Raw genomic sequence first — 19,346 nt, 5'->3', positions numbered from 1 at the left:
GTGGCGGGCCTGGCGGGAGCGGCGCGAGGCACGAGCGCCGCGGATGGTAGACCGCGCGCCGACCTCCCGGCCGCGCCGCGACCCGATCATCCGGACGCGACCTGAACCGGGTCAGTCGTCGTTCTCGAGCTCCGCCATGACCTCGTCCGACGCGTCGAAGTTGGCGTAGACGTTCTGCACGTCGTCGCTGTCCTCGAGCGCGTCGATGAGGCGCAGGATCTTGCGCGCGCCCTCGGCGTCGACCTCGACCTCCATCGACGGGTGCCAGATCGAGTCGGCGGAGTCGTACTCGATCCCCGCCTCCTGGATCGCGCTGCGCACGGCGACGAGGTCGCTCGCCTCGGACAGCACCTCGATGACGTCGCCGGAGTCGGTGACCTCCTCGGCCCCCGCCTCGAGCGCGGCGAGCATGACGTCGTCCTCGGTCACGCCCTCCGCCTTCGGCACGACGACGAGGCCCTTGCGCGCGAAGAGGTAGGACACGGAGCCCGGGTCGGCGAGGTTGCCGCCGTTGCGGCTGAACGCGAGGCGGACCTCGGAGGCCGCGCGGTTCTTGTTGTCGGTGAGGCACTCGACCAGGACGGCGATGCCGTTGGGGCCGTAGCCCTCGTACATGATCGTCTGGTAGTCGACGGCGTCGGCGCCGGTGCCCGAGCCGCGCTTGACGGCGCGGTCGATGTTGTCGTTGGGGACCGACGACTTCTTCGCCTTCTGGATGGCGTCGAACAGCGTCGGGTTGCCCGCGGGGTCACCGCCGCCCGTGCGCGCCGCGACCTCGATGTTCTTGATGAGCTTCGCGAAGAGCTTGCCGCGCTTGGCGTCGATGGCCGCCTTCTTGTGCTTGGTCGTGGCCCACTTGGAGTGCCCTGACATGCGTTCCTACCCCTTCGCGATTCTGACGAACAGCTCGTGCACGCGCGCGTCCCCGGAGATCTCCGGGTGGAACGAGGTGGCGAGCAGCGATCCCTGCTGGACTGCGACGATCCTACCGGCGGCAGCCGCCGGGATGCCGGGTGCGCCGTGCTCGGGGATCCGTGCGAGCACCTCGACCCCGGGCCCGGCCTCCTCGACCCAGGGCGCCCGGATGAACACGGCGTGCACCGCGTCCCCGTCCTGGCCCGGTCTCGGTGCGCCGTCGCGCCCGTCGTCCGCCGGCGCCAGACCCGCGAACGCGAGGTCGGTCTCGAACGAGTCGACCTGCCGGCCGAACGCGTTGCGCCGGACCGTCACGTCGAGCCCGCCGATGGTGCGCTGGTCGGCGGTGCCGCCCAGGATGCGGTCGGCGAGCAGGATCATGCCGGCGCACGAGCCGTAGACGGGCAGGCCCTCGGCGATGCGCGCGCGCAGCGGCTCGTCGAGCTCGAAGATGCGCAGGAGCTTGTCGATGGTCGTCGACTCGCCGCCAGGGAGCACGAGCCCGTCGACCGCGGCGAGCTCCTCGGGGCGGCGGACGCCGACCGTGCGGGCGCCCGCGGCCTCGAGCGCGGCGCGGTGCTCGCGCACGTCGCCCTGGAGGGCGAGGACACCGATCGTGATCGTCACGAAGGGGAATGATACGTCGGCGGCTCCGCCGCTTGTCCCGCGGTGGGCCTCCGGCCGCGCCCACGGTTGCTAGCCTCGCCGTCGTGACGTACCCGCCCGCCCCCGGCCAGCCCTACCCCGCGCCCGGTCCGGCGCCGTACCCCGGGGCGGCGCCGCGGCCCCCGCGCAGCACGCGCGGCGCCACGACGATGATCGTGGTCGGCGCCGTCGTGCTCGTGCTCGCGCTCGTGGCCGGGGTCCTCGGCGTGACGACGTTCGTCCGGGCGCTGCCGACCGGCGTGATCGACGGCGCGGGCCGGCCCGGGTCGGCGGCGCTCGCGTCGGGCGACGTGCCGGGCGAGGCGGAGCTCGAGGTCACGGGCGGCCAGCCGTACAGCATCTGGGCGGTAGGCCGCGCGGGGTCCTCGGACGGCGCGGGCCTCGACGTCGAGGACGTGACCGTGACCTGCGCCGACGGCGACCTCACGGTGAGCGCCCCGTCGGTGTCCGGCAGCTCCGGCCTGGGCTCCTCCCAGGCGACGACGGTGGCCGAGGTCACGCCGCCCGCGTCCGGGACGTGCACGGTGACCGTCGCGCAGGGCGCGGCGCCCGCGGGCACGACGTTCGTCGTCACCGAGGGCTGGCGCTTCGGGACGTTCTTCGCGACGCTCGGCGGCACGATCGTGCTGTGGTTCGTCGCGATCGGCGGCGGGCTGCTGGGCGCGGGGCTGCTCGTCGGCGGGATCGTGTGGCGGGTGATCGCCCGCCGCCCGTGACCGGGACGGTGCCCTCCCGCGGCGGGCCCGAGTCCGCGAAGCGTCAGCCGTGGCCGGTACCGAGGTGCCGCGTCACGCCGTCCCACCCGCGCAGCAGCGGTGCGACGAGGTCGGGCAGCCCCTCGGGGAAGACCTCGATCTGGACGCCGCGCAGGTCGTCGAGCGTCCACCAGCGCATCTCGTCGACGACGTCGAGCTCGACGTCCGTCCACCCGGCGCGGCTCAGCCCGCCGTCGCGGTCCGCCCCGGTGACGCGCGCGAGGAACAGCACCTCGTCCTGGCGGCAGTGCTGCCGGTAGAAGTCGAAGATCGCGCTGCGCGTGTACACCGGGCCGACGAGCGCGCCCGGGTCGAGGCGCAGGCCCGTCTCCTCGTGGACCTCGCGCAGCGCGGCGTCGACGTCGCTCTCGCCCGGGTCCACTCCCCCGCCGATCGTGAACCACCACGAGCGCTCGGGCTGGTCGACGTCGTGCCCGCGCGCCAGGAGGATGCGATCGGCGTCGTCGAGGAGCAGCACGCGCGCGCCGCGCCGGAAGTACAGGCCGTCGTCCCCGAGCACCCAGTCGGGGCCCAGGGACGACGGCGCTCCGGCGGCCTCGGCCACGACGGCTCAGCCGTCCGTCGTCGGCACGACGACGGACGGCTGCGACGCGCGGCGGTCGGTCACCAGCCGCGCTCGGCCAGACGGTGCGGGACGGGGATGTCGTCGACGTTGATGCCGACCATCGCCTCGCCGAGACCGCGCGAGACCTTGGCGATCACGTCGGGGTCGTCGTAGAACGTCGTCGCCTTGACGATGGCGGCCGCGCGCTGGGCGGGGTTGCCGGACTTGAAGATGCCCGATCCCACGAACACGCCCTCGGCGCCGAGCTGCATCATCATCGCGGCGTCGGCCGGGGTCGCGATCCCGCCGGCGGTGAACATGACGACCGGGAGCTTGCCGGTCGCGGCGACCTCCTTGACGAGCTCGTACGGCGCCTGGAGCTCCTTCGCGGCGACGAACAGCTCGTCCTCGGGGAGCGACGTGAGGCGGCGGATCTCCCCGCGGATGGTGCGCATGTGCGTGGTCGCGTTGGAGACGTCGCCCGTGCCGGCCTCGCCCTTGGAGCGGATCATCGCGGCGCCCTCGGTGATGCGGCGCAGCGCCTCGCCGAGGTTGGTCGCCCCGCACACGAACGGGACGGTGAACTGCCACTTGTCGATGTGGTTGGCGTAGTCCGCGGGCGTGAGGACCTCGGACTCGTCGACGTAGTCCACGCCGAGCGACTGGAGCACCTGCGCCTCGACGAAGTGGCCGATGCGCGCCTTGGCCATCACGGGGATGGAGACGGCCTCGATGATCCCGTCGATCATGTCCGGGTCGGACATGCGCGAGACTCCGCCCTGCGCGCGGATGTCGGCGGGCACGCGCTCGAGCGCCATGACCGCCACGGCCCCGGCGTCCTCGGCGATCTTCGCCTGCTCGGGCGTGACGACGTCCATGATGACGCCGCCCTTGAGCATCTCCGCCATCCCCCGCTTGACCCTCGCGGTGCCGACCGCGCCGGCACCCTCCGCGGTCGCGGCGCCCGGGGCGCTCTCGGCAGGGACGTTCTGGTCGGCCACGTTGGTCACCGGTACCTCACACCTTCAGGTCAGGGGAACGTCGCGCGATCGCGCGCGGACGCCGTCGAACAGGCTCGACGGCACATGCTCCCACGCGCTCCCCATCCTAACGTCGGGCCGTCCACGGCCCCGGTCCCCGGACCGGCCGGGAGCGGGCCGCCGAGCCCGGTACGACCCGCGAGGGCCGACTCTCAGTCGGGCGTGGCCGCGGTGGCGACAGGGCGCACGAGCGCGTCGGGCGCGGCGTCGTCGAGCTCGACCGTGACGGGCATCGGCGCGTGGCCCGCGAGGTGGAACAGACGCACCCACCACTTGCTGCGCACGCGCAGCGCCTGGGCGACGGCCTCGTTGTGGAAGCGGCGCGCGAGCTGGGCGCGGTACCACGCGGCGGACAGCGTGGCGAGCAGCTCGTCGCCGGCGGGGACCGACCGCACCTCGGCGAGGTCGTCGGCGTCCTCCAGCGCGGAGCGCAGCGTCGCGGTGAGGTCGCTCTCCGCGAGGGCGCGCGACTCCGCCATGCCGCCCAGCAGGCGCCGGGGCCGCGGGCCGTCCGCCGGCACGAGGCCGGGCACCTGCTCGCGGAGCCGGCGCGCGTCGGCGTCGTCGTCGAGGACGGCGTGCGCCGCCTCGGCGACGAGGACGGAGCTCGCGGGGTCGAGCTCGCCGGACGCCGCGAGGTCCACGGCGGCCGACGCGCGGCGCACGAGCTGGGCGTCCAGCGCGAGCCTCGACGCCATGACCTTGCGGTGGAGGCGGTCGAGTCGCGACGCGGCGACCCACAGCAGCCACGCGGCCAGGGCCGCGACGACGAGGACGAGGACGGCGGTCTCGGACCAGGTCACGGGCGACCCACCTCCTCCTCGCGGGCGCGGCCCAGCAACCGCCCGCCGCGGCGCGAGCGCGGGTCCTCGTGCACGGGGATGACCGCCTCGGACGCCGCGAGCACCATGTCGTACACCGCGGAGACCTGGTCGGTCACCGCGGACCAGTCGAACCGCCGCACGAACTCGGCCGCACGCGCCCGGTGCGCGGCACGGGCCTCGGGGTCCGCGAGGACGTCGACCACCGCCCGGGCCAGCGCCTCGGGGTCGCCGACGGGGAACAGCACGCCCGCGGCGCCGTCGTCGAGCACGCGGCGGAACGCGCCGAGGTCGCTCGCGACGACGCACGCCCCGGCGCTCATCGCCTCCACGAGGACGATCCCGAAGCTCTCGCCCCCGGTCTGCGGGGCGATGTAGAGGTCCACCGACGCGAGCAGGCTCGCCTTGTCCTCGTCGCTCACACCACCGAGGAACTCGACGGAGGACGCGTGCGCGCCGAGCGCCTCGATCGCGGCGTCCCGACCGTCGTCGCCGCGCCCGGCGACGAGGAACCTCGCGCCGGGGAGCTGCTCGAGGATCCGCGGGATCGCGGCCGTCAGGACGGGCAGGCCCTTGCGCGGCTCGTCGAGGCGCCCGAGGAACGCGATCGTCGGCGCCTCGGGCGTGCCCTGCCAGGCCGGGCTCGGCACGGCGTCGGCGAACGTGTCGACGTACACGCCGTTGGGGATGACGACGGCGTCCCCGCCCAGGTGGTCCACCAGCGTGCGCCGCGCGTCCTCCGAGACCGCGATGCGCGCGTCGATCTTCTCCAGGCTCTGCCGCACGAGGGGGTAGGCGACCTGGAGCGCGCGCGAGCGCACGAGCGACGTGTGGAACGTCGCGACGATCGGGCCCTGCGCGATCCAGAGCGCGAGCATGCTCAGCGAGGGCGTCACGGGCTCGTGCAGGTGCAGCACGTCGAACCGTCCGGCGTCGAGCCACCGGCGCACGCGGCCCGCCGTGCGCGGGCCGAACGTGAGCCGCGCGACCGAGCCGTTGTAGCGCACCGGCACCGCACCGCCGGCGGAGGTGAGGTAGTCCGGGACGGGAGTGTCGTCGTCGGCCGGGGCGAGCACGGAGACCTCGTGGCCCCGCGCCATGAGCGCCTCGGCGAGGTCGCGCACGTGGAACTGCACGCCGCCGGGGGCGTCAAACGAGTAGGGGCACACGATGCCCACGCGCAGGCTCATGCGGCACGCTCCGCGTCCGGGGCCGGCTCGCCCGCCGCGGCGCGCGTGCGCGCGTAGCGCTCGGGGTCGAGGTCGTCGACGAACACCTTCTGGAGCATGTGCCAGTCCTGCGGGTGCTCCCGGATCGCGACGCTCAGCGCGTCGACCCAGGACTGCGTCGCCGCGGCCACCCGCTGGGCGCGCGGGAGGTCCGTCGCGATCTCGACGCGCGGGAAGAAGCGGATGACCAGGCCCCAGGGCGAGCCCGCGGCCCGCCGCCGCGCCCCGCGCAGCCGCTCGTAGAAGATGCCGGCCGGCACGAGCGGCGCGCCCGTGCTCACGGCAAGCGCCGCGGGCCCCGCCGCGACCCGCGCCCGCCGGCCGAAGAGGTCGACCTCGACGCCGCGGTGGGTGAGGTCGCGGTCGGCGAGCAACGGGATGATCTTCCCCGGCCGGCTCGCGCCGCGCACGAGGTCGCGGAAGACGTCGCCGTCGCCGAGCGCGAGGATCTCGAGCCCGAGCCCGGTGCGGAACGCGAGGAACTCCTCGAACAGCTCGTCGGGCTTCAGCCGCTCCGCGACCGTGAGCACGGGCGCGATGTGCGGGGTCGCGTACGCGCCCGCGAGGTCCCAGTTGCCCTGGTGGGACAGCGCGAGCACCGGGCTCCGGTCGCCTCCGAGGTGCTCGGCCAGGTTCTCGTACCCGACGAGCCGCACGCGCGCCTCGACCTGCTCCGGCGTCCAGGCGGGGAGCGTGAAGGCCTCCCGGTAGTACCGCATGTACGACCGCATGCCCGCGCGCGAGAGCCGGCGCAGGGCGCGCGGCGAGAGCCCGGGCCGGACGCGCGCGAGGTTGCGCTCGAGCTGGCGCACTCCCCCGCCGTGCAGGAGCCACGTCACGTCGGCGATCGCGTCGAACAGCCCGCGCAGCAGCGGGTCGGGCACCTTGCGCGCGTTGCGCCAGGCGAACGTGAACGCCTTGCCGGCGTCGAGGGCCATCAGCGACCGTCCTCCGTGTCGTCGGTCCGGGAGGCGCTCGCGGAGAGGGCGAGCGCCTGGCGGCGCACCGTCGCGACGCGCTGCACGACCGTGACCGCGCTCGCGAGCGCGAGCAGGCCGAGGACCGCGACGAGCACGACGGGTGGCAGGCCGAGGCCGACGAGCCCGGCGGCGACGAGGGCCGCGACGAGGCGGTCGGCACGCTCGGCGATCCCGACCTGCGCGGTCATGCCGACGCTCTCGGCGCGGGCCCGCGCGTACGGCACGACGGCGCCGAGCGCGAGGCACGCGAGCGCGACGACGGTCCCCCACGCGGCGAGGTCGGGCGTGAGGCGCGGGTCGTCGGCGCGGACGAACCACAGCGTGAGCCCGACGAACACGGCGGCGTCGGCGAGCCGGTCGAGCGTCGAGTCGAGGAACGCGCCCCAGGGGCCCGACCGGCCGGCGCGGCGCGCCATGACGCCGTCGAGCACGTCGGCGAAGGCGCAGACCATGACGACCATGACCCCGGCGAAGAGGTGGCCCGTGGGGAAGAGCCACAGCGCGCCGACGACGACGCCGAGCGTCCCGGTGACGGTCACCGCGTCCGGGCTCACCCCGACGCGCAGGAGGAACGCGGCGAGCGGCGTGAACAGGCGCGTGGTGAGCGCGCGCAGACGACCGAACATCAGGCGTCGTCCCCCTCGCCGGTGGTCGGCCACGCGTCCGCGAGCCGCGCCCGCGTGTCGGAGAGCAGCTCCGGCACGGCCTTCGTCTGCGCGACGATCGGCAGGAAGTTCGCGTCCCCCGCCCAGCGCGGCACGACGTGCTGGTGCAGGTGCGCGGCGATGCCCGCGCCCGCGACCGCGCCCTGGTTCATGCCGAGGTTGAAGCCGTCGGGCGCGGACACCGCGCGCACGACCCGCATGGCCGTCTGCGTGAGGTGCGCGACCTCGACCGTCTCGGCCTCCGTGAGGTCCGTGTAGTCGGAGACGTGCCGGTACGGCACGACCATGAGGTGGCCCGGGTTGTACGGGTAGAGGTTGAGCACGACGTACGCCGTCCGGCCGCGCGCGACGATCAGCCCGTCCTCGTCCGTGCGGTCCGGCACGCGGCAGAACGGGCACTCGCCGCGCGAGTCGTCAGCGGGCTTGTCCTGCCCGCCGATGTACACCATGCGGTGCGGCGTCCAGAGCCGGTCCAGGCCGTCGTCGAACCGGGGGTGCGCGTCCGGCGTCTCGACCGTCGCACCGGTCGCGGGGTCGGGTGCGGCGCCCGGCGCGGCCTCGTCGGCCGCGCCGGGCGTCCCCGTGCGCTCGTCGCTCACGCGCCGTCAGACCTGGACGCGGTCGCGCACGGCGGAGACGATCCGCTCGACGGCCTCGGCGACGGGCACGCCGTTGTCCTGGCGGCCGTCCCGGTAGCGGAACGACACGGCGCCCGCCTCGGCGTCCTCGCCGCCCGCGATGAGGACGAACGGGACCTTGCGCGTGCTGGCGTTGCGGATCTTCTTGCCGAACCGGTCGTCCGAGTAGTCGACCTCCGCGCGGATCCCCTGCGCCCTGAGCTGCGCGACGACGTCGGCCACGTAGTCGTTGAACGGCTCCGCGACGGGGACCGCCACGACCTGGACGGGCGCGAGCCACGCGGGGAACGCGCCGGCGTAGTGCTCGACGAGGATGCCGAAGAACCGCTCGATCGAGCCGAACAGCGCGCGGTGGATCATCACGGGACGCTGGCGCGTGCCGTCGGACGCCGTGTACTCGAGCTCGAACAGCTCCGGCTCGAAGAAGTCGAGCTGGATCGTCGAGAGCTGCCACGTGCGGCCGATCGCGTCCTTCGCCTGGACCGAGATCTTGGGGCCGTAGAACGCCGCGCCGCCCGGGTCGGCGACGAGCTCGAGGCCCGACTCCGTCGCGACCTGGCGCAGGACCTCGGTCGCCTCCTCCCACGTGGCGTCGTCGCCCACCGACTTCTCGGGGTCGCGCGTCGACAGCTCGAGGTAGAAGTCGTCGAGCCCGTAGTCGCGCAGGAGGTCCAGCACGAAGGAGAGCAGCGAGCCCAGCTCGTCGCGCATCTGCTCGCGCGTGGTGTAGATGTGCGCGTCGTCCTGCGTGAAGCCGCGCGCCCGCGTGAGCCCGTGCACGACGCCCGACTTCTCGTAGCGGTACACCGTGCCGAACTCGAACAGCCGCAGCGGCAGCTCGCGGTACGACCGCCCGCGCGAGCGGTACACGAGGTTGTGCATCGGGCAGTTCATCGGCTTGAGGTAGTAGTCCTGGCCCGCCCGCTTGACGTTGCCGTCGTCGTCGAGCTCCTCGTCCAGGTGCATCGGCGGGTACATGCCGTCGGCGTACCAGTCGAGGTGGCGCGACGTCTGGAACAGGTTCGCCTTGGTGATGTGCGGCGTGCTGACGAACGAGTAGCCGGCCTCGACGTGCCGCTTGCGCGAGTACTCCTCCATCTCCATGCGGATCGTCGCGCCGTTGGGGTGGAACACGGGCAGGCCCGAGCCGATCTCCTCCGGGAAGGAGAACAGGTCGAGCTCGTTGCCGAGCCGACGGTGGTCGCGCCGCTCCGCCTCCGCGAGCCGCTCGAGGTACGCCTTGAGCTCGTCCTTCGTCGGCCACGCCGTGCCGTAGATGCGCTGGAGCTGCGGGTTCTTCTCGCTGCCGCGCCAGTAGGCCGCGGCCGAGCGCATGAGCTGGTAGCCGTTGCCGATCAGGCGCGTGCTCGGCAGGTGCGGGCCACGGCACAGGTCCTTCCAGACCACCGTCTCGCTCTCGCGCCCGGCGCCGCGCACGTTGTCGTAGATCGTCAGCTCGCCGCCGCCGACCTCGACGTTCGCGCCCTCGGTGTCGTCCGCGGTGCCGGAGCCCTTGAGCCCGATGAGCTCGAGCTTGTACGGCTCGTGCGCGAGCTCGGCGCGCGCCTCGTCCTCGGTGACCACGCGGCGGCGGAAGGTCTGGCCCTCCTTGATGATGCGCGACATCGCCTTGTCGAGCGCCTTGAGGTCCTCGGGGGTGAACGGCGTCTCGACGTCGAAGTCGTAGTAGAACCCGTCCGTGATCGGCGGGCCGATGCCCAGCTTCGCGTCCGGGTTGACCTGCTGGACGGCCTGCGCGAGCACGTGCGCGGCCGAGTGCCGCAGCACCGCGAGGCCGTCGGGCGAGTCGATCGTCACGCCCTCGACCACGTCGCCGTCCGCGACGGGCGTGTCGAGGTCCTTGAGCTCCCCGTTCACGCGGATCACGACGACGTCGCGACGCGACGCGAACAGGTCCGTGCCCGTCGTGCCCGTCGTCACCGTGGTCTCCTCCGCGTCGAGGGTGATGGTGAGTGGTGACGAGACGACGTCAGACACGTCCGTGCTCCGTTCTGTGGCGGGAGGCGCGCGCAGCGCCCGGTCAGGTCCCCCGGCGCCGGGGCGTCCCCGACAGCACGAAGGGCGCCGTCGTGGACGGCGCCCCTCGATCGTACCGACCCGCAGGTCAGTCGTTGGCCTTCTTCGCCTTCTCGGCGAGGGTGTCGACGTGCCGGTCGACGGAGTCCGGGGCGACCGACTTGATCTTTCCCGCGACCTCGTCGATGCGCTCGTCGGTCATGAACTCCTTGGCCTTGTCGATGCGCTCCTCGGTCATGAACTCCTTGGCCTTGCCGAGGAGGTCGCCGAGTCCGCCCCGGTCCTTCGGTGTCTGCTCGCTCATACCGGCTCCCTCGGGGGTCGTGGTGCGCGCGTCCCGCGCCGGGCGGCGGCCGTCCCGCGCCCGCACGAAACGCTACCCGGCGGCACCACGTCGCGCGACGGGGCACAGGCAGGGGCCACGACCCGCGTGACCCGCCGACCCGGACCGGCGCACGCGCGGTCCGGGCCTGCCAGAATCGGCCCATGGACGACGACGTGGCACCCGGGGAGCGCACCGCGCGCGTCTTCCGGCACCGGCTCAACGAGCTCTTCGCGCGCGGCCGCGGCGGGCGTCCCGTGACCAACCGGGAGGCCGCCCACTGGATGACGGAGCGCGGCTACTCGATCAACGAGGCGTACCTCAGCGCCCTGCGCGGCGGGCACCGCTCGTCGCCCAGCCTGCGCGTCGTCGAGGGCATCGCCGCGTTCTTCGGGGTCAGCACCGGGAGCCTCGTCGACCCCGAGGAGAGCCCCGACGACCGCCTGCGCGCCGCGCTCGCCGACGAGGGCGTGGAGCAGTTCGCGCTGCGCGCCCAGGGGCTGTCGCCCGAGAACGTCCGCGCCATCATCGAGATCGTCGACCGCGTACGCAGCCTCGAGCACCTCCCTCCGGTGGCACCGCCCGGCACGCCGAACGGGCATCCTCCTGCATCGGGGGCCGACCGTGGATGACCTCCTGCGCGCCGCGGGCCTCGACCGCGCCCGCAGCATCGAGGAGGCGTGCCGCCTCGTCGCCGCGGCCCGCGGCAAGCCGCTCGAGGTCGTCGAGGGCGACCTCGGCCCCGGCGTCACCGGCCTCTGGCTCGCGTTCCCCGAGCGCGACCTCGTCCTCGTCGACGCCCGCCAGACGCTCCCCGGACCGCACCGCGACCACGTCGTCGCGCACGAGCTCGTGCACGTCCTCGACTCGATCCGCCCCGGCCCCGCTCCGGGCCCGGTCCCCGCCGGGTGCCGCGACGAGCACGACGACCCCGCCGAGCAGCGGGTCGAGCGCCTCGCGAGCGAGCTGATGATCTCTATCGCGTCGCACGGGAGCTCGGCCGCACGCCTCACGTCCCTCGAGCTCTACCGGTGAGCCCGGTGCTCGACCTCCTCGCCACGGCGCTGTTCGCCACCGCCGCGACGTGGACGGCGCTGCGTGCCCGCAGGGGCACCGACGCGGCTCTCCCGCTCGGCCTCGCATTCGTCGCCGTGGCGTCCGTGCTGCGGGTCCCGGCCGTGGCCGAGCTCCTCAAGACGCACGCCCCCGGCGGCACGCACGAGGTCGCCAAGCACGTCGCGCTCGTCGCCGGGTGCCTCTTCGTCGGCGTGTGGGCGTACAGCACGACGACCGGGCACGCGCCACGGACGCGGTACGTGGCCCTCGCGGCCGGTCTCGTCGGCGCAGTGATGGTCGCGCTCGCGGTCGCGAGCGGACCGTGGACGACGCTCGACCTCGACGCCCAGGCCTCCGGCCGGCCGCTCATGTGGGTGTACCGCGCGCTGTACTACGGCGCGTTCGTGGCGGCGACCGCGACGTTCGCCGTGTCGTGCGTCCGCACGCGCTCGCGCCGCCCCGTGCGGCTGCGGTGGGGCATGGACGTCGCGGCGGCCGGGGCGGTCGTCGCCATGGTGTGGGCCGTCGTCAGCTTCGTGGCCGCGCTGCTGCACGAGCCCGGCAGCGCCGAGCCGTACCTCGTCCTCGGCGTGCGCACCCGGTATCTCGTGCTCGCGGCGAGCGTCCTGCTGACGGTCGGCATCGTGGGCCAGCTCGCGTCGTCGGCGGCGTTCGCCCGCGAGCGCCGGCGCGATCTCGGGCACCTGCACGCCTTCGTGCTGGCGACCGTGGGCGGCGGGGGCATCCCCGGGTCCAGCGCGGCGGTGGACGAGTACCACCGCACCATCGAGATCTTCGACGGCCTCGCCGCGCTCGCGCTGCACTCGCGTCGGGACGACGTCGACCACGTGCGCGTCGCCGTCCCCGGCAGCCCGCGCGAGGTGATCCTCGCCTACCAGCTCCAGCTCGCGGCGACGCGGCGGGCCCGGGGTGACGCCCCGAGCGTCGACCCGGACGACTGGTCCGACCTGCTCGCGGACGACGACGCGCTGCGTCGGCTGGGCCGCGCGCTGCGCGACCGGACGAGCACGGAAGGGACGGCCCGCGTCCTCGCGGGCGTCTGAGCCCGCCGGGCCCGACGCCAAGCTCCCCCTGCGCGCTTGCCCCCGCGCCGGGCCTCGGCGGGCGGGCTCAACCTACAGACAGACGCACGGGGGCGCAACGTGCCTCACAGTTGAAATCTCAACGGTCCTGGGGTGTCCGTGGAGGACGGCTCGGGACGCCGACCGCTCGCGACGACACCGCCGAGGCGATGACGCCCGGGGCGGCGTCCACGACGACCGGCAACCCCTCCGTGCCCCCTGCGCACGGAGGAGGAGCGACGTCCGCACGACCCTCGAGGACCGGCAGGACGACCACCGGGACCGTCACGGCAACGCTGCGGCGGGTGTGCCCGGTGGCGCGGACCGCCTTCACCGGTCCTGCGAGCACTGTGCCCGGCAGCGGGGCACCGTGCAGGCTGGGCGCCCGTCCAGGATCTGTCGCGCGCCGCCCCCTCCCCCCGGGACGAGGGCGTCCGGGGGAGCACTTTGCCCCGTTTCGTCATGGACGATCCCCCCTGCACCGGGGTGCTCGCCGGTGCGGAGCGGCGTCAGATTTCACCCGCTCGACGTGCGCCGGATCCCGGGTGTCACGTGCGCCACGGTTCACTACCGTTCTTCCCATGACGGGAGCGGAACGCACCGAGCGGAAGGCGCTGCTCACCCAGGTTCTCGGGGGGCTCGCGCTCGCGGTCCTCGCCGGGTGCGCATCCGCCCAGCAGACCTGGGCGGAGACGATGGAGCAGGTCGACGGCGTCGCGTCGGTGGAGTACGAGTTCCGCGACAACCAGCTCGTCGGGCCCGACGACCACGAGGCGACCGTCCGGCTCGAGGACGACCTCGGCGCCGAGCAGGTGCGCCGCCTCGTCGAGACGAGCTGTGCGCGCGACGCGCCCCTCACGCGCCTCACGCTCACCACCGCGGCACCGGACACCGACGAGGCCGGGTCGGTGACCCTCCAGAACGCGGCGCCGTACGACAGCGCGTGCCTCGCCGAGGAGACGGTGGCCGGGTTCGCCGCCGCGAGCACCGCGATGGGTCGTCTGCTGCCGGGGTACGACGGCGACTTCTCCTCGCCGGGGTTCACCGCGGGAGCGGCGCCCTCCCCCGACGACCCCGACCGCGCGCTCGTCGTCGTGACGACGTCCGCCGAGCGCGCCCGCCTGCTCGACGCGCTCCGCGCGCTCCACGACGAGGGCACGGCGCTGCCGCTCCGTTACGTGGGGTGGTGGGACGAGGACCGCGACCCGGGCACCTCGGCGACGAGACCTCTGGTGGCAGAGCTCTCGCCCGACGCGGACATGGAGGTCCTGGCACCGTTGATCCGCGGCGCGTTCGAGCTCGGCGTGGACGACGTCGAGGTCACGGACCGCGCGATCACCGTCACCCCGCCGCCCGGCGCCGTCGCGGACGCCGCCGCGTGGCAGCACCTGGCCGACCAGGCCGCGGGAGCCGGCGTCGGGCTGGAGGTCGGGACGCCGAGCGAGCCGGACGCCACGACCGGCTGACTCCGGACGACCGCCGGCGCACCCGGGACACGAAAGAGGCCGCCTCCGCGGGTGCGGGGACGGCCTCTGCTCGGTGGGCGATACTGGGTTCGAACCAGTGACCTCTTCGGTGTGAACGAAGCGCGCTACCACTGCGCCAATCGCCCGAGTGCGTGGTCGATACTAGCCTGAAACGGACCGGATCGAAAAACCGGCCGCCGTCACGGGTCGAGACGCTCGCGACGACGCCGCTCGAACAGGTCCCGCGCCGCCACGGAGAGCTCCCCCGCGGCCACGTCCGCGCCGTCGAGCCAGGTCACCGGCTGGACGTTGCGCACGGAGCCGGTGAGCAGCAGCGCCGACTCCCCCGCGGTCACCTCGTCGAGCACGCCGAACGGGAGCTCGCCGGGACGCGCCTCGCGCGCGGGCAGACCGTCCTCGGCCGCCCACTCGAGCAGGAGCTCGCGCGTGATGCCCGCGAGGCAGCCCGAGGACAGGGGCGGGGTGACGAGCTCGCCCCCGCGCTCGACGAAGACGTTCGCCCCGGTGCCCTCGCACAGGTCGCCGGTCGTGTTCGCGAGGAGCGCCTCGTCGCCGCCCTTGCCCACGGCGTCGGCGAGCGCCACGACGTTCTCCGCGTACGACGTCGTCTTGAGCCCGGCGACGGCGGAGCGCTCGTTCCGGGTCCAGGGCGACCGCACCGCGCGGCCGGCGGGACGGATGACCGCGGGGCCGACCGCGACGACGACGGTCTGCTCGCCAGGGGTGCGCCCGGACCCGAGCGGCCCGACGCCGGCCGTCACCGTGATGCGCAGCCGGCCCACCGGCCCGGCGCCGGCACGCGTGCGCGCGTCCGCCTCGGCGAGCACCGCCTCGACGCCGTCGAGCACGCGGCGCTCGTCCGGCGCGTCGAGACCGAGCCCGGCGGCGGACCGCGCGAGCCGGCGCAGGTGGCGCGTGAGCGCGAAGGCGCGGCCGTCGAACACGGCGCACGTCTCGAACACGCCGTCCCCGACGGTCAGGCCGTGGTCGACCGCGCTGAGCGCGACCTTGCTAGGCGACACGAGGCGCCCGTCGGCCCAGATCACGAGGTTCTCGGTCGCGCTCGCGGACGTCGGTGTCGTGGCGGCAGGGGTGCTCATGGCTCCAGTGTGCCCGAGGCGAGGCCGACGAGGCGGCGCGCCTTGAGCTCGGTCTCCTCCCACTCGCGCGCGGGGTCGCTCCCCCAGGTGATCCCGGCGCCCGTGCCGAAGCGCAGGACGCCGTCGGACCACCAGAAGGTGCGGATCCCGACGGCGAGGACGGCCTCGTCGCCGTCGACCCAGCCGACGGCGCCGCAGTAGGGGCCGCGCGGCACGGGCTCCAGGGCGTCGATGATCCGCAGCGCGGACGACTTGGGCGCCCCGGACACCGATGCCGGCGGGAAGGTGGCCTCGAGCAGCGTGGGCCACAGCGCGGCCGACCCCGCGAGCCCGGCACGCAGGCGTCCTGTCACCGTGCTCACGAGATGCACGAGGCCCGGGTGCTGCTCGACCGCGAGCAGGTCCGTGACCTCGACGGTCCCCGGCTCGCACACGCGCTGGAGGTCGTTGCGCACGAGGTCGGTGATCATGACGTTCTCGGCCCGGTCCTTGGCCGTGAGCCCCGCGGGGGTGGGCGCGGTGCCCTTGATGGGTCCGGACGTCACCGTGCCCCCCGCGACCCGGAGGTACAGCTCGGGCGAGGCGCTGACGACCCACACCGGGTCGACGCCGGACCCCGCCGGCACGTGGAGCACGCCCCCGTAGGGAGCGGGGTTGCCCCGTGCGAGACGACGCGCGAGGGCCCGGGCGTCGGGCTCGCCGCCACCCGGGCCGACGAGCGGGGCCGCGAGCACGCGGCACACATTCGCCTGGTAGACCTCGCCCTCCCGGACCTCGTCGCGCACGTGCGCGACGGCGGCCTCGTAGCCGGCCCGGTCCAGGGAGCTGCGCCACGCGGACGGGTCGGGCCCGCGCCACGGGTCGGCCTCTGCTCCCGCGGGCGTGGCGCCGTCCAGGTCCGACGGGGCGAGCCGCTCGGCGAACCGCCACGCGCGCGCCCGGCCGCCGCGGGCAGGGCCGTCGAAGTCGGCGACCACGAACCACGGCCCGTCGTCGGCCAGACGCTCCGGCTCGCGCCGGAGGTCGACGCACTCGAGCACGCCGCTCGCGGCGCGCCCGGCGAAGCGAGCGAACCCCGGCGCGGGTGTTCTCCCAGGTCCTGGCACGGGACCACGCTACCCAGGGCGCACCTCCGCCCGGACCCCCGGCCCCCGAGCACCGACCGCGGGCTCGGCGGGGCCGGTTGGACGCCGGACGCGAACGTGGACTAATGTCTGGGACGCGCCGGAACGCCGGAGGGCCGGGGGAAACGCTCCCCGAAGCTCCAAGGTCCGGCCGCGCGGATGTGGCTCAGTTGGTAGAGCATCACCTTGCCAAGGTGAGGGTCGCGGGTTCGAGTCCCGTCATCCGCTCGGAGGCCCACCCTCCCGCCGCCCTCGTGGTGGCGGAGGGCAGGTCGCGGTGGAGTGGCCGAGAGGCGAGGCAGCGGCCTGCAAAGCCGTATACGTGGGTTCGAATCCCATCTCCACCTCGCAACAGCACCACCCCTCTGGGGCGATTGGCGCAGCGGTAGCGCGCTTCCCTGACACGGAAGAGGTCACTGGTTCGATCCCAGTATCGCCCACGAGCACGACGAGAGAGGCCGCCCCGGCACCGTCCGGAGCGGCCTCTCTCGCGCCGACCATCACCTGGACCGGATGCACGGGTCCGGGCGGAAGTCGGCTAGTATGTGCTTCGCGCCGATCACCACGGGGTTCGTGAGAGCCCCCGACGGACCGGCCGCGCGGATGTGGCTCAGTTGGTAGAGCATCACCTTGCCAAGGTGAGGGTCGCGGGTTCGAGTCCCGTCATCCGCTCGGAGGCCCACTCTCTGGCCCGCTCCCCCGGGAGCATGAGAGGACGCGTCTCAAGGTGGAGTGGCCGAGAGGCGAGGCAGCGGCCTGCAAAGCCGTATACGTGGGTTCGAATCCCATCTCCACCTCGTATGCAGCACCCGGGCGATTGGCGCAGCGGTAGCGCGCTTCCCTGACACGGAAGAGGTCACTGGTTCGATCCCAGTATCGCCCACCACTCGAAGGCCGTCCCGACGCCGGGGCGGCCTTCGTCGTCTACTCTCGGCGCATGCCCGACCAGCGCCCCGCCCACGACGTCCTGCCGCTCGGCGCGGCCCCGCGTCCCACGACCGCCCCCGAGCTGCTCGCACGCCTGCGGCCGGCCGCCCTCGACGCCCTGGGCCCCGAGGTCGAGGGCACGGCAGCCGTCCGGCTCGACGCCGACCTCGAGGGCGCGGACGTCTCTCGCCTCGACGTCGACCTCACGGGCGTCCGGGTCCGGGTGGGGGCGGACCGCCCCGCCTCCTCGTCCGGGCGCAGCACCTCCCCGACGGTCGACGTCGAGCACGTCCGCTCGCGCGAGGACGCGGTGGTGCGCCGGCTCCGGGTCGACGCGCACCCGCTCCTGGTCGACGACGTCCCCGTGGACGTCACGGCCGAGATCGAAGGGCTGCGCTTCCGCTGGGTCGAGGGCGCCGACGGGTCGCTCGCCGTCGAGGGCGTCGAGCCCGACGACGCCGCGCCCCTCGGCGGGCACGTCCGCGTCTCGGCCCCGCGCGAGGCGGTCCTCGCCACCGCCCGGAGGATCGTCGCCACCGAGCTGCAGAACATCGGCCTCACGCTGGCCTCGCTCGACGTCGACCTCGTCGCGACGGGGCCACGCACGGTGTCGCTCCAGGCGTTCGCCCGCGTGCGCAAGGGATTGCTCTCGGCGAGCGTGCGCGCGACCGGTACCGCCGAGGTCGACGCGCGCATGGTACTCACCGTCCGCGACCTCGAGCTGTCGAGCCGCAACCCCGTCGTCGCGGCGCTGCTCGTGGTGGCGCGCGGCGAGCTGGCGAAGGTCGAGGGGCGCCACGTCGACCTCGCAGCCGACCTGCCGCCGGGGGTGCGGGTGGCGGACGTGCGGGTGGAGGCGGGCGAGCAGCTCGCGGTGACGGCTCGCCTTTCCTGACCTCGGCCGCCCTTGTGGCGCTCCTCACACGCACGTAGCGTCGAGGCATGTGCCGGAACATCACGACCCTGCGGGGCCTCGAGCCGCCCGCGACCGACGAGGAGATCGAGGCGGCCGCGCGCCAGTTCGTCCGGAAGGTCACGGGCATCCAGCGCACGAGCGCCGCGACCGAGGAGCCGTTCGAGCGCGCGGTCGACGAGGTGACCGCGATCGTCGCGCGCCTGCTCGACGAGCTGCCCGAACGCCGCAACCCGCCGACGACGGTCCCGCCCCTGCGGCGCGAGGAGGTCCGGGCGCGCATCGCCGCCCGCGAGGCCGCAGTGCGCGAGCACGAGCGGGCGCACGAGCTCGGGATCGCGCACACCCACTGAAGGCCACGGCCAGGACGGGTGCGACGAGGTCCCGGCGGCGTCTAGGCTCGGAACCCGTGACCGACGCACCCGCCTCGCCCCCGCCCCAGGCCCACCGGCCCGAGCCTGTGAGCGCGACCATGCGCCGCGCCAAGGCGGACGCGCGGTCGGAGCACGTGACGATCGGGCAGGTCCGCGAGGACGCCGCCGGGCGCGTCACCATCGACTGCTCGTGCGGCATGCCGCTCACCAACGGTCCCGACTGGACCGTCGACGAGCACATCCGCCTGCACCGGGCCGAGGCGCGCTACCTCGCCCTCAGCGCCGTCGCCCCCGCGGGGATGCCACGGCTCATCGCGGTCGACGCCGACCGCCTGCCGCGCGTCGACTGAGGGGCCGGGCGCGAAGTTCCTAGAGCTCGTCCGGGTCGTCCCAGGACGTGCCCGACGACGCGCCGTCGATGGGCCGGCGCTCGTTCTCCGAGAGCGACTGCGGGGCCTTCGTCGCGTCTCCCCCGGTGAGCACGTCGCCGGACCCCTCTCCCTCGTCCTCGCGGCGCGGGGACAGCCGGGCGGACGCGATGTCGGACTGGTTGAGGTCGTCGCGGTGGTGTGCGTGGGTGCTCATGGCACGGGTCTACCAGGTCCGCCCGCACGATGCACGACCGTCCGCCTCCGGGCGGGTCGGTGCGC

22 protein-coding genes and 7 tRNA genes are annotated in these 19,346 nt (G+C 74.4%); 14 read left to right on the top strand and 15 right to left on the bottom strand.

The window, feature by feature from the left end:
* Nucleotides 1–111: 111 nt before the first annotated feature.
* Nucleotides 112–873 (bottom strand): YebC/PmpR family DNA-binding transcriptional regulator, encoded by a 762-nt coding sequence (locus ACI769_RS13615; protein WP_034654766.1) that lies wholly within the window; start codon nucleotides 871–873, stop codon nucleotides 112–114.
* Nucleotides 874–879: 6 nt separating this feature from the next.
* The gene (gene pdxT, locus ACI769_RS13610; RefSeq protein ID WP_043651857.1) at nucleotides 880–1,542 is read right to left on the bottom strand and encodes a pyridoxal 5'-phosphate synthase glutaminase subunit PdxT; all 663 of its coding nucleotides are present in this window, start codon (nucleotides 1,540–1,542) and stop codon (nucleotides 880–882) included.
* An 83-nt stretch (nucleotides 1,543–1,625) separates the two neighbouring features.
* Here pdxT and ACI769_RS13605 point away from each other — a divergent pair, with 83 nt between their 5' ends.
* Nucleotides 1,626–2,297, top strand: a complete 672-nt coding sequence (locus tag ACI769_RS13605) for a hypothetical protein (RefSeq protein ID WP_043651854.1) — start codon at nucleotides 1,626–1,628, stop codon at nucleotides 2,295–2,297.
* A 43-nt stretch (nucleotides 2,298–2,340) separates the two neighbouring features.
* On the opposite strand, the gene ACI769_RS13600 is transcribed toward ACI769_RS13605, so the two are convergent.
* The 9 genes from ACI769_RS13600 to ACI769_RS13560 all read right to left on the bottom strand — a co-directional run bounded on the left by ACI769_RS13600 (nucleotide 2,341) and on the right by ACI769_RS13560 (nucleotide 10,615).
* Nucleotides 2,341–2,901: an NUDIX hydrolase gene (locus ACI769_RS13600; protein ID WP_043651851.1), complete on the bottom strand. Its 561-nt coding sequence runs from the start codon at nucleotides 2,899–2,901 to the stop codon at nucleotides 2,341–2,343.
* A 59-nt stretch (nucleotides 2,902–2,960) separates the two neighbouring features.
* Entirely contained in the window at nucleotides 2,961–3,902 is a 942-nt protein-coding gene (gene pdxS / locus ACI769_RS13595) for a pyridoxal 5'-phosphate synthase lyase subunit PdxS (RefSeq protein ID WP_076405046.1), read from the bottom strand.
* 191 nt (nucleotides 3,903–4,093) lie between these two features.
* Entirely contained in the window at nucleotides 4,094–4,744 is a 651-nt protein-coding gene (locus ACI769_RS13590) for a hypothetical protein (RefSeq protein WP_061267249.1), read from the bottom strand.
* Entirely contained in the window at nucleotides 4,741–5,946 is a 1,206-nt protein-coding gene (locus tag ACI769_RS13585; RefSeq protein WP_409141776.1) for a glycosyltransferase family 4 protein, read from the bottom strand. Before ACI769_RS13585 ends, ACI769_RS13590 begins: the two co-directional genes overlap by 4 nt.
* Before the next feature lie 2 nt (nucleotides 5,947–5,948).
* Complete coding sequence (locus ACI769_RS13580; protein ID WP_144723147.1) at nucleotides 5,949–6,929, bottom strand: phosphatidylinositol mannoside acyltransferase; 981 nt, start codon at nucleotides 6,927–6,929, stop codon at nucleotides 5,949–5,951.
* Nucleotides 6,929–7,597 (bottom strand): phosphatidylinositol phosphate synthase, encoded by a 669-nt coding sequence (pgsA, locus tag ACI769_RS13575; RefSeq protein ID WP_034652127.1) that lies wholly within the window; start codon nucleotides 7,595–7,597, stop codon nucleotides 6,929–6,931. The genes ACI769_RS13580 and pgsA overlap by 1 nt, the downstream gene beginning before the upstream one ends.
* Entirely contained in the window at nucleotides 7,597–8,235 is a 639-nt protein-coding gene (locus tag ACI769_RS13570; RefSeq protein WP_409141742.1) for an HIT family protein, read from the bottom strand. The genes pgsA and ACI769_RS13570 overlap by 1 nt, the downstream gene beginning before the upstream one ends.
* A 6-nt stretch (nucleotides 8,236–8,241) precedes the next feature.
* Entirely contained in the window at nucleotides 8,242–10,272 is a 2,031-nt protein-coding gene (gene thrS / locus ACI769_RS13565) for a threonine--tRNA ligase (protein WP_081599789.1), read from the bottom strand.
* 127 nt (nucleotides 10,273–10,399) lie between these two features.
* On the bottom strand, nucleotides 10,400–10,615 hold the full coding sequence (locus tag ACI769_RS13560) for a hypothetical protein (protein ID WP_031316353.1): 216 nt from the start codon (nucleotides 10,613–10,615) through the stop codon (nucleotides 10,400–10,402).
* Between the two features lie 182 nt (nucleotides 10,616–10,797).
* On the opposite strand from ACI769_RS13560, the gene ACI769_RS13555 reads away from it, so the two are divergent.
* The 4 genes from ACI769_RS13555 (at nucleotide 10,798) to ACI769_RS13540 (ending at nucleotide 14,237) form a co-directional block, all read left to right on the top strand.
* The gene (locus ACI769_RS13555; RefSeq protein WP_051027585.1) at nucleotides 10,798–11,265 is read left to right on the top strand and encodes a hypothetical protein; all 468 of its coding nucleotides are present in this window, start codon (nucleotides 10,798–10,800) and stop codon (nucleotides 11,263–11,265) included.
* Nucleotides 11,258–11,668, top strand: coding sequence for a hypothetical protein (locus ACI769_RS13550; protein WP_061267244.1), 411 nt, complete (start codon nucleotides 11,258–11,260; stop codon nucleotides 11,666–11,668). The genes ACI769_RS13555 and ACI769_RS13550 overlap by 8 nt, the downstream gene beginning before the upstream one ends.
* Nucleotides 11,665–12,753 carry a hypothetical protein gene (locus ACI769_RS13545; protein ID WP_137280446.1) on the top strand — a complete coding sequence of 363 codons (1,089 nt, stop codon included), beginning with the start codon at nucleotides 11,665–11,667 and terminating at the stop codon, nucleotides 12,751–12,753. The genes ACI769_RS13550 and ACI769_RS13545 overlap by 4 nt, the downstream gene beginning before the upstream one ends.
* A 599-nt stretch (nucleotides 12,754–13,352) precedes the next feature.
* Nucleotides 13,353–14,237, top strand: a complete 885-nt coding sequence (locus ACI769_RS13540) for a hypothetical protein (RefSeq protein ID WP_409141741.1) — start codon at nucleotides 13,353–13,355, stop codon at nucleotides 14,235–14,237.
* 74 nt (nucleotides 14,238–14,311) lie between these two features.
* On the opposite strand, the gene ACI769_RS13535 is transcribed toward ACI769_RS13540, so the two are convergent.
* The 3 genes from ACI769_RS13535 to ACI769_RS13525 all read right to left on the bottom strand — a co-directional run bounded on the left by ACI769_RS13535 (nucleotide 14,312) and on the right by ACI769_RS13525 (nucleotide 16,464).
* A tRNA-Val gene (locus ACI769_RS13535) sits at nucleotides 14,312–14,383 on the bottom strand.
* A gap of 54 nt (nucleotides 14,384–14,437) precedes the next feature.
* The gene (locus ACI769_RS13530; protein ID WP_409141740.1) at nucleotides 14,438–15,358 is read right to left on the bottom strand and encodes an aminotransferase class IV; all 921 of its coding nucleotides are present in this window, start codon (nucleotides 15,356–15,358) and stop codon (nucleotides 14,438–14,440) included.
* Nucleotides 15,355–16,464: an anthranilate synthase component I family protein gene (locus ACI769_RS13525; protein ID WP_085388013.1), complete on the bottom strand. Its 1,110-nt coding sequence runs from the start codon at nucleotides 16,462–16,464 to the stop codon at nucleotides 15,355–15,357. The genes ACI769_RS13530 and ACI769_RS13525 overlap by 4 nt, the downstream gene beginning before the upstream one ends.
* A 173-nt stretch (nucleotides 16,465–16,637) precedes the next feature.
* Here ACI769_RS13525 and ACI769_RS13520 point away from each other — a divergent pair.
* The 9 genes from ACI769_RS13520 (at nucleotide 16,638) to ACI769_RS13480 (ending at nucleotide 19,046) form a co-directional block, all read left to right on the top strand.
* Nucleotides 16,638–16,710, top strand: a tRNA-Gly gene (locus tag ACI769_RS13520).
* Between the two features lie 48 nt (nucleotides 16,711–16,758).
* Nucleotides 16,759–16,829: transfer RNA gene (locus ACI769_RS13515), tRNA-Cys, on the top strand.
* A 21-nt stretch (nucleotides 16,830–16,850) separates the two neighbouring features.
* Nucleotides 16,851–16,922 (top strand) — tRNA-Val (locus ACI769_RS13510).
* Nucleotides 16,923–17,081: 159 nt separating this feature from the next.
* Nucleotides 17,082–17,154, top strand: a tRNA-Gly gene (locus tag ACI769_RS13505).
* A 54-nt stretch (nucleotides 17,155–17,208) separates the two neighbouring features.
* Nucleotides 17,209–17,279: transfer RNA gene (locus ACI769_RS13500), tRNA-Cys, on the top strand.
* A 14-nt stretch (nucleotides 17,280–17,293) separates the two neighbouring features.
* Nucleotides 17,294–17,368 (top strand) — tRNA-Val (locus tag ACI769_RS13495).
* 51 nt (nucleotides 17,369–17,419) lie between these two features.
* Entirely contained in the window at nucleotides 17,420–18,304 is an 885-nt protein-coding gene (locus ACI769_RS13490) for a hypothetical protein (protein ID WP_085388014.1), read from the top strand.
* Nucleotides 18,305–18,351: 47 nt separating this feature from the next.
* Nucleotides 18,352–18,675, top strand: coding sequence for a DUF2277 domain-containing protein (locus ACI769_RS13485; protein ID WP_409141739.1), 324 nt, complete (start codon nucleotides 18,352–18,354; stop codon nucleotides 18,673–18,675).
* Nucleotides 18,676–18,731: 56 nt separating this feature from the next.
* Nucleotides 18,732–19,046 carry a hypothetical protein gene (locus ACI769_RS13480; protein ID WP_306303318.1) on the top strand — a complete coding sequence of 105 codons (315 nt, stop codon included), beginning with the start codon at nucleotides 18,732–18,734 and terminating at the stop codon, nucleotides 19,044–19,046.
* Nucleotides 19,047–19,065: 19 nt separating this feature from the next.
* On the opposite strand, the gene ACI769_RS13475 is transcribed toward ACI769_RS13480, so the two are convergent.
* A complete protein-coding gene (locus ACI769_RS13475; RefSeq protein ID WP_021482368.1) occupies nucleotides 19,066–19,281 on the bottom strand; it encodes a hypothetical protein in 216 nt (71 codons plus the stop codon).
* Nucleotides 19,282–19,346: the final 65 nt, after the last annotated feature.

Source organism: Cellulosimicrobium sp. RS (assembly GCF_046159675.1).
Taxonomy (GTDB): Bacteria; Actinomycetota; Actinomycetes; order Actinomycetales; family Cellulomonadaceae; genus Cellulosimicrobium; species Cellulosimicrobium funkei.
This window is presented reverse-complemented; position numbering and strand designations above follow the sequence as displayed.

What these genes read in the sequence shown, in the direction of transcription:
- ACI769_RS13580 (WP_144723147.1), bottom strand. Translation starts at nt 6,929, where the DNA reads ATGGCCCTCGACGCCGGCAAGGCGTTCACGTTCGCCTGGCGCAACGCG.
- ACI769_RS13530 (WP_409141740.1), bottom strand. Translation starts at nt 15,358, where the DNA reads ATGAGCACCCCTGCCGCCACGACACCGACGTCCGCGAGCGCGACCGAG.
- ACI769_RS13560 (WP_031316353.1), bottom strand. Translation starts at nt 10,615, where the DNA reads ATGAGCGAGCAGACACCGAAGGACCGGGGCGGACTCGGCGACCTCCTC.
- ACI769_RS13490 (WP_085388014.1), top strand. Translation starts at nt 17,420, where the DNA reads ATGCCCGACCAGCGCCCCGCCCACGACGTCCTGCCGCTCGGCGCGGCC.
- ACI769_RS13540 (WP_409141741.1), top strand. Translation starts at nt 13,353, where the DNA reads ATGACGGGAGCGGAACGCACCGAGCGGAAGGCGCTGCTCACCCAGGTT.
- pgsA (WP_034652127.1), bottom strand. Translation starts at nt 7,597, where the DNA reads ATGTTCGGTCGTCTGCGCGCGCTCACCACGCGCCTGTTCACGCCGCTC.
- ACI769_RS13615 (WP_034654766.1), bottom strand. Translation starts at nt 873, where the DNA reads ATGTCAGGGCACTCCAAGTGGGCCACGACCAAGCACAAGAAGGCGGCC.
- ACI769_RS13485 (WP_409141739.1), top strand. Translation starts at nt 18,352, where the DNA reads ATGTGCCGGAACATCACGACCCTGCGGGGCCTCGAGCCGCCCGCGACC.
- ACI769_RS13475 (WP_021482368.1), bottom strand. Translation starts at nt 19,281, where the DNA reads ATGAGCACCCACGCACACCACCGCGACGACCTCAACCAGTCCGACATC.
- ACI769_RS13555 (WP_051027585.1), top strand. Translation starts at nt 10,798, where the DNA reads ATGGACGACGACGTGGCACCCGGGGAGCGCACCGCGCGCGTCTTCCGG.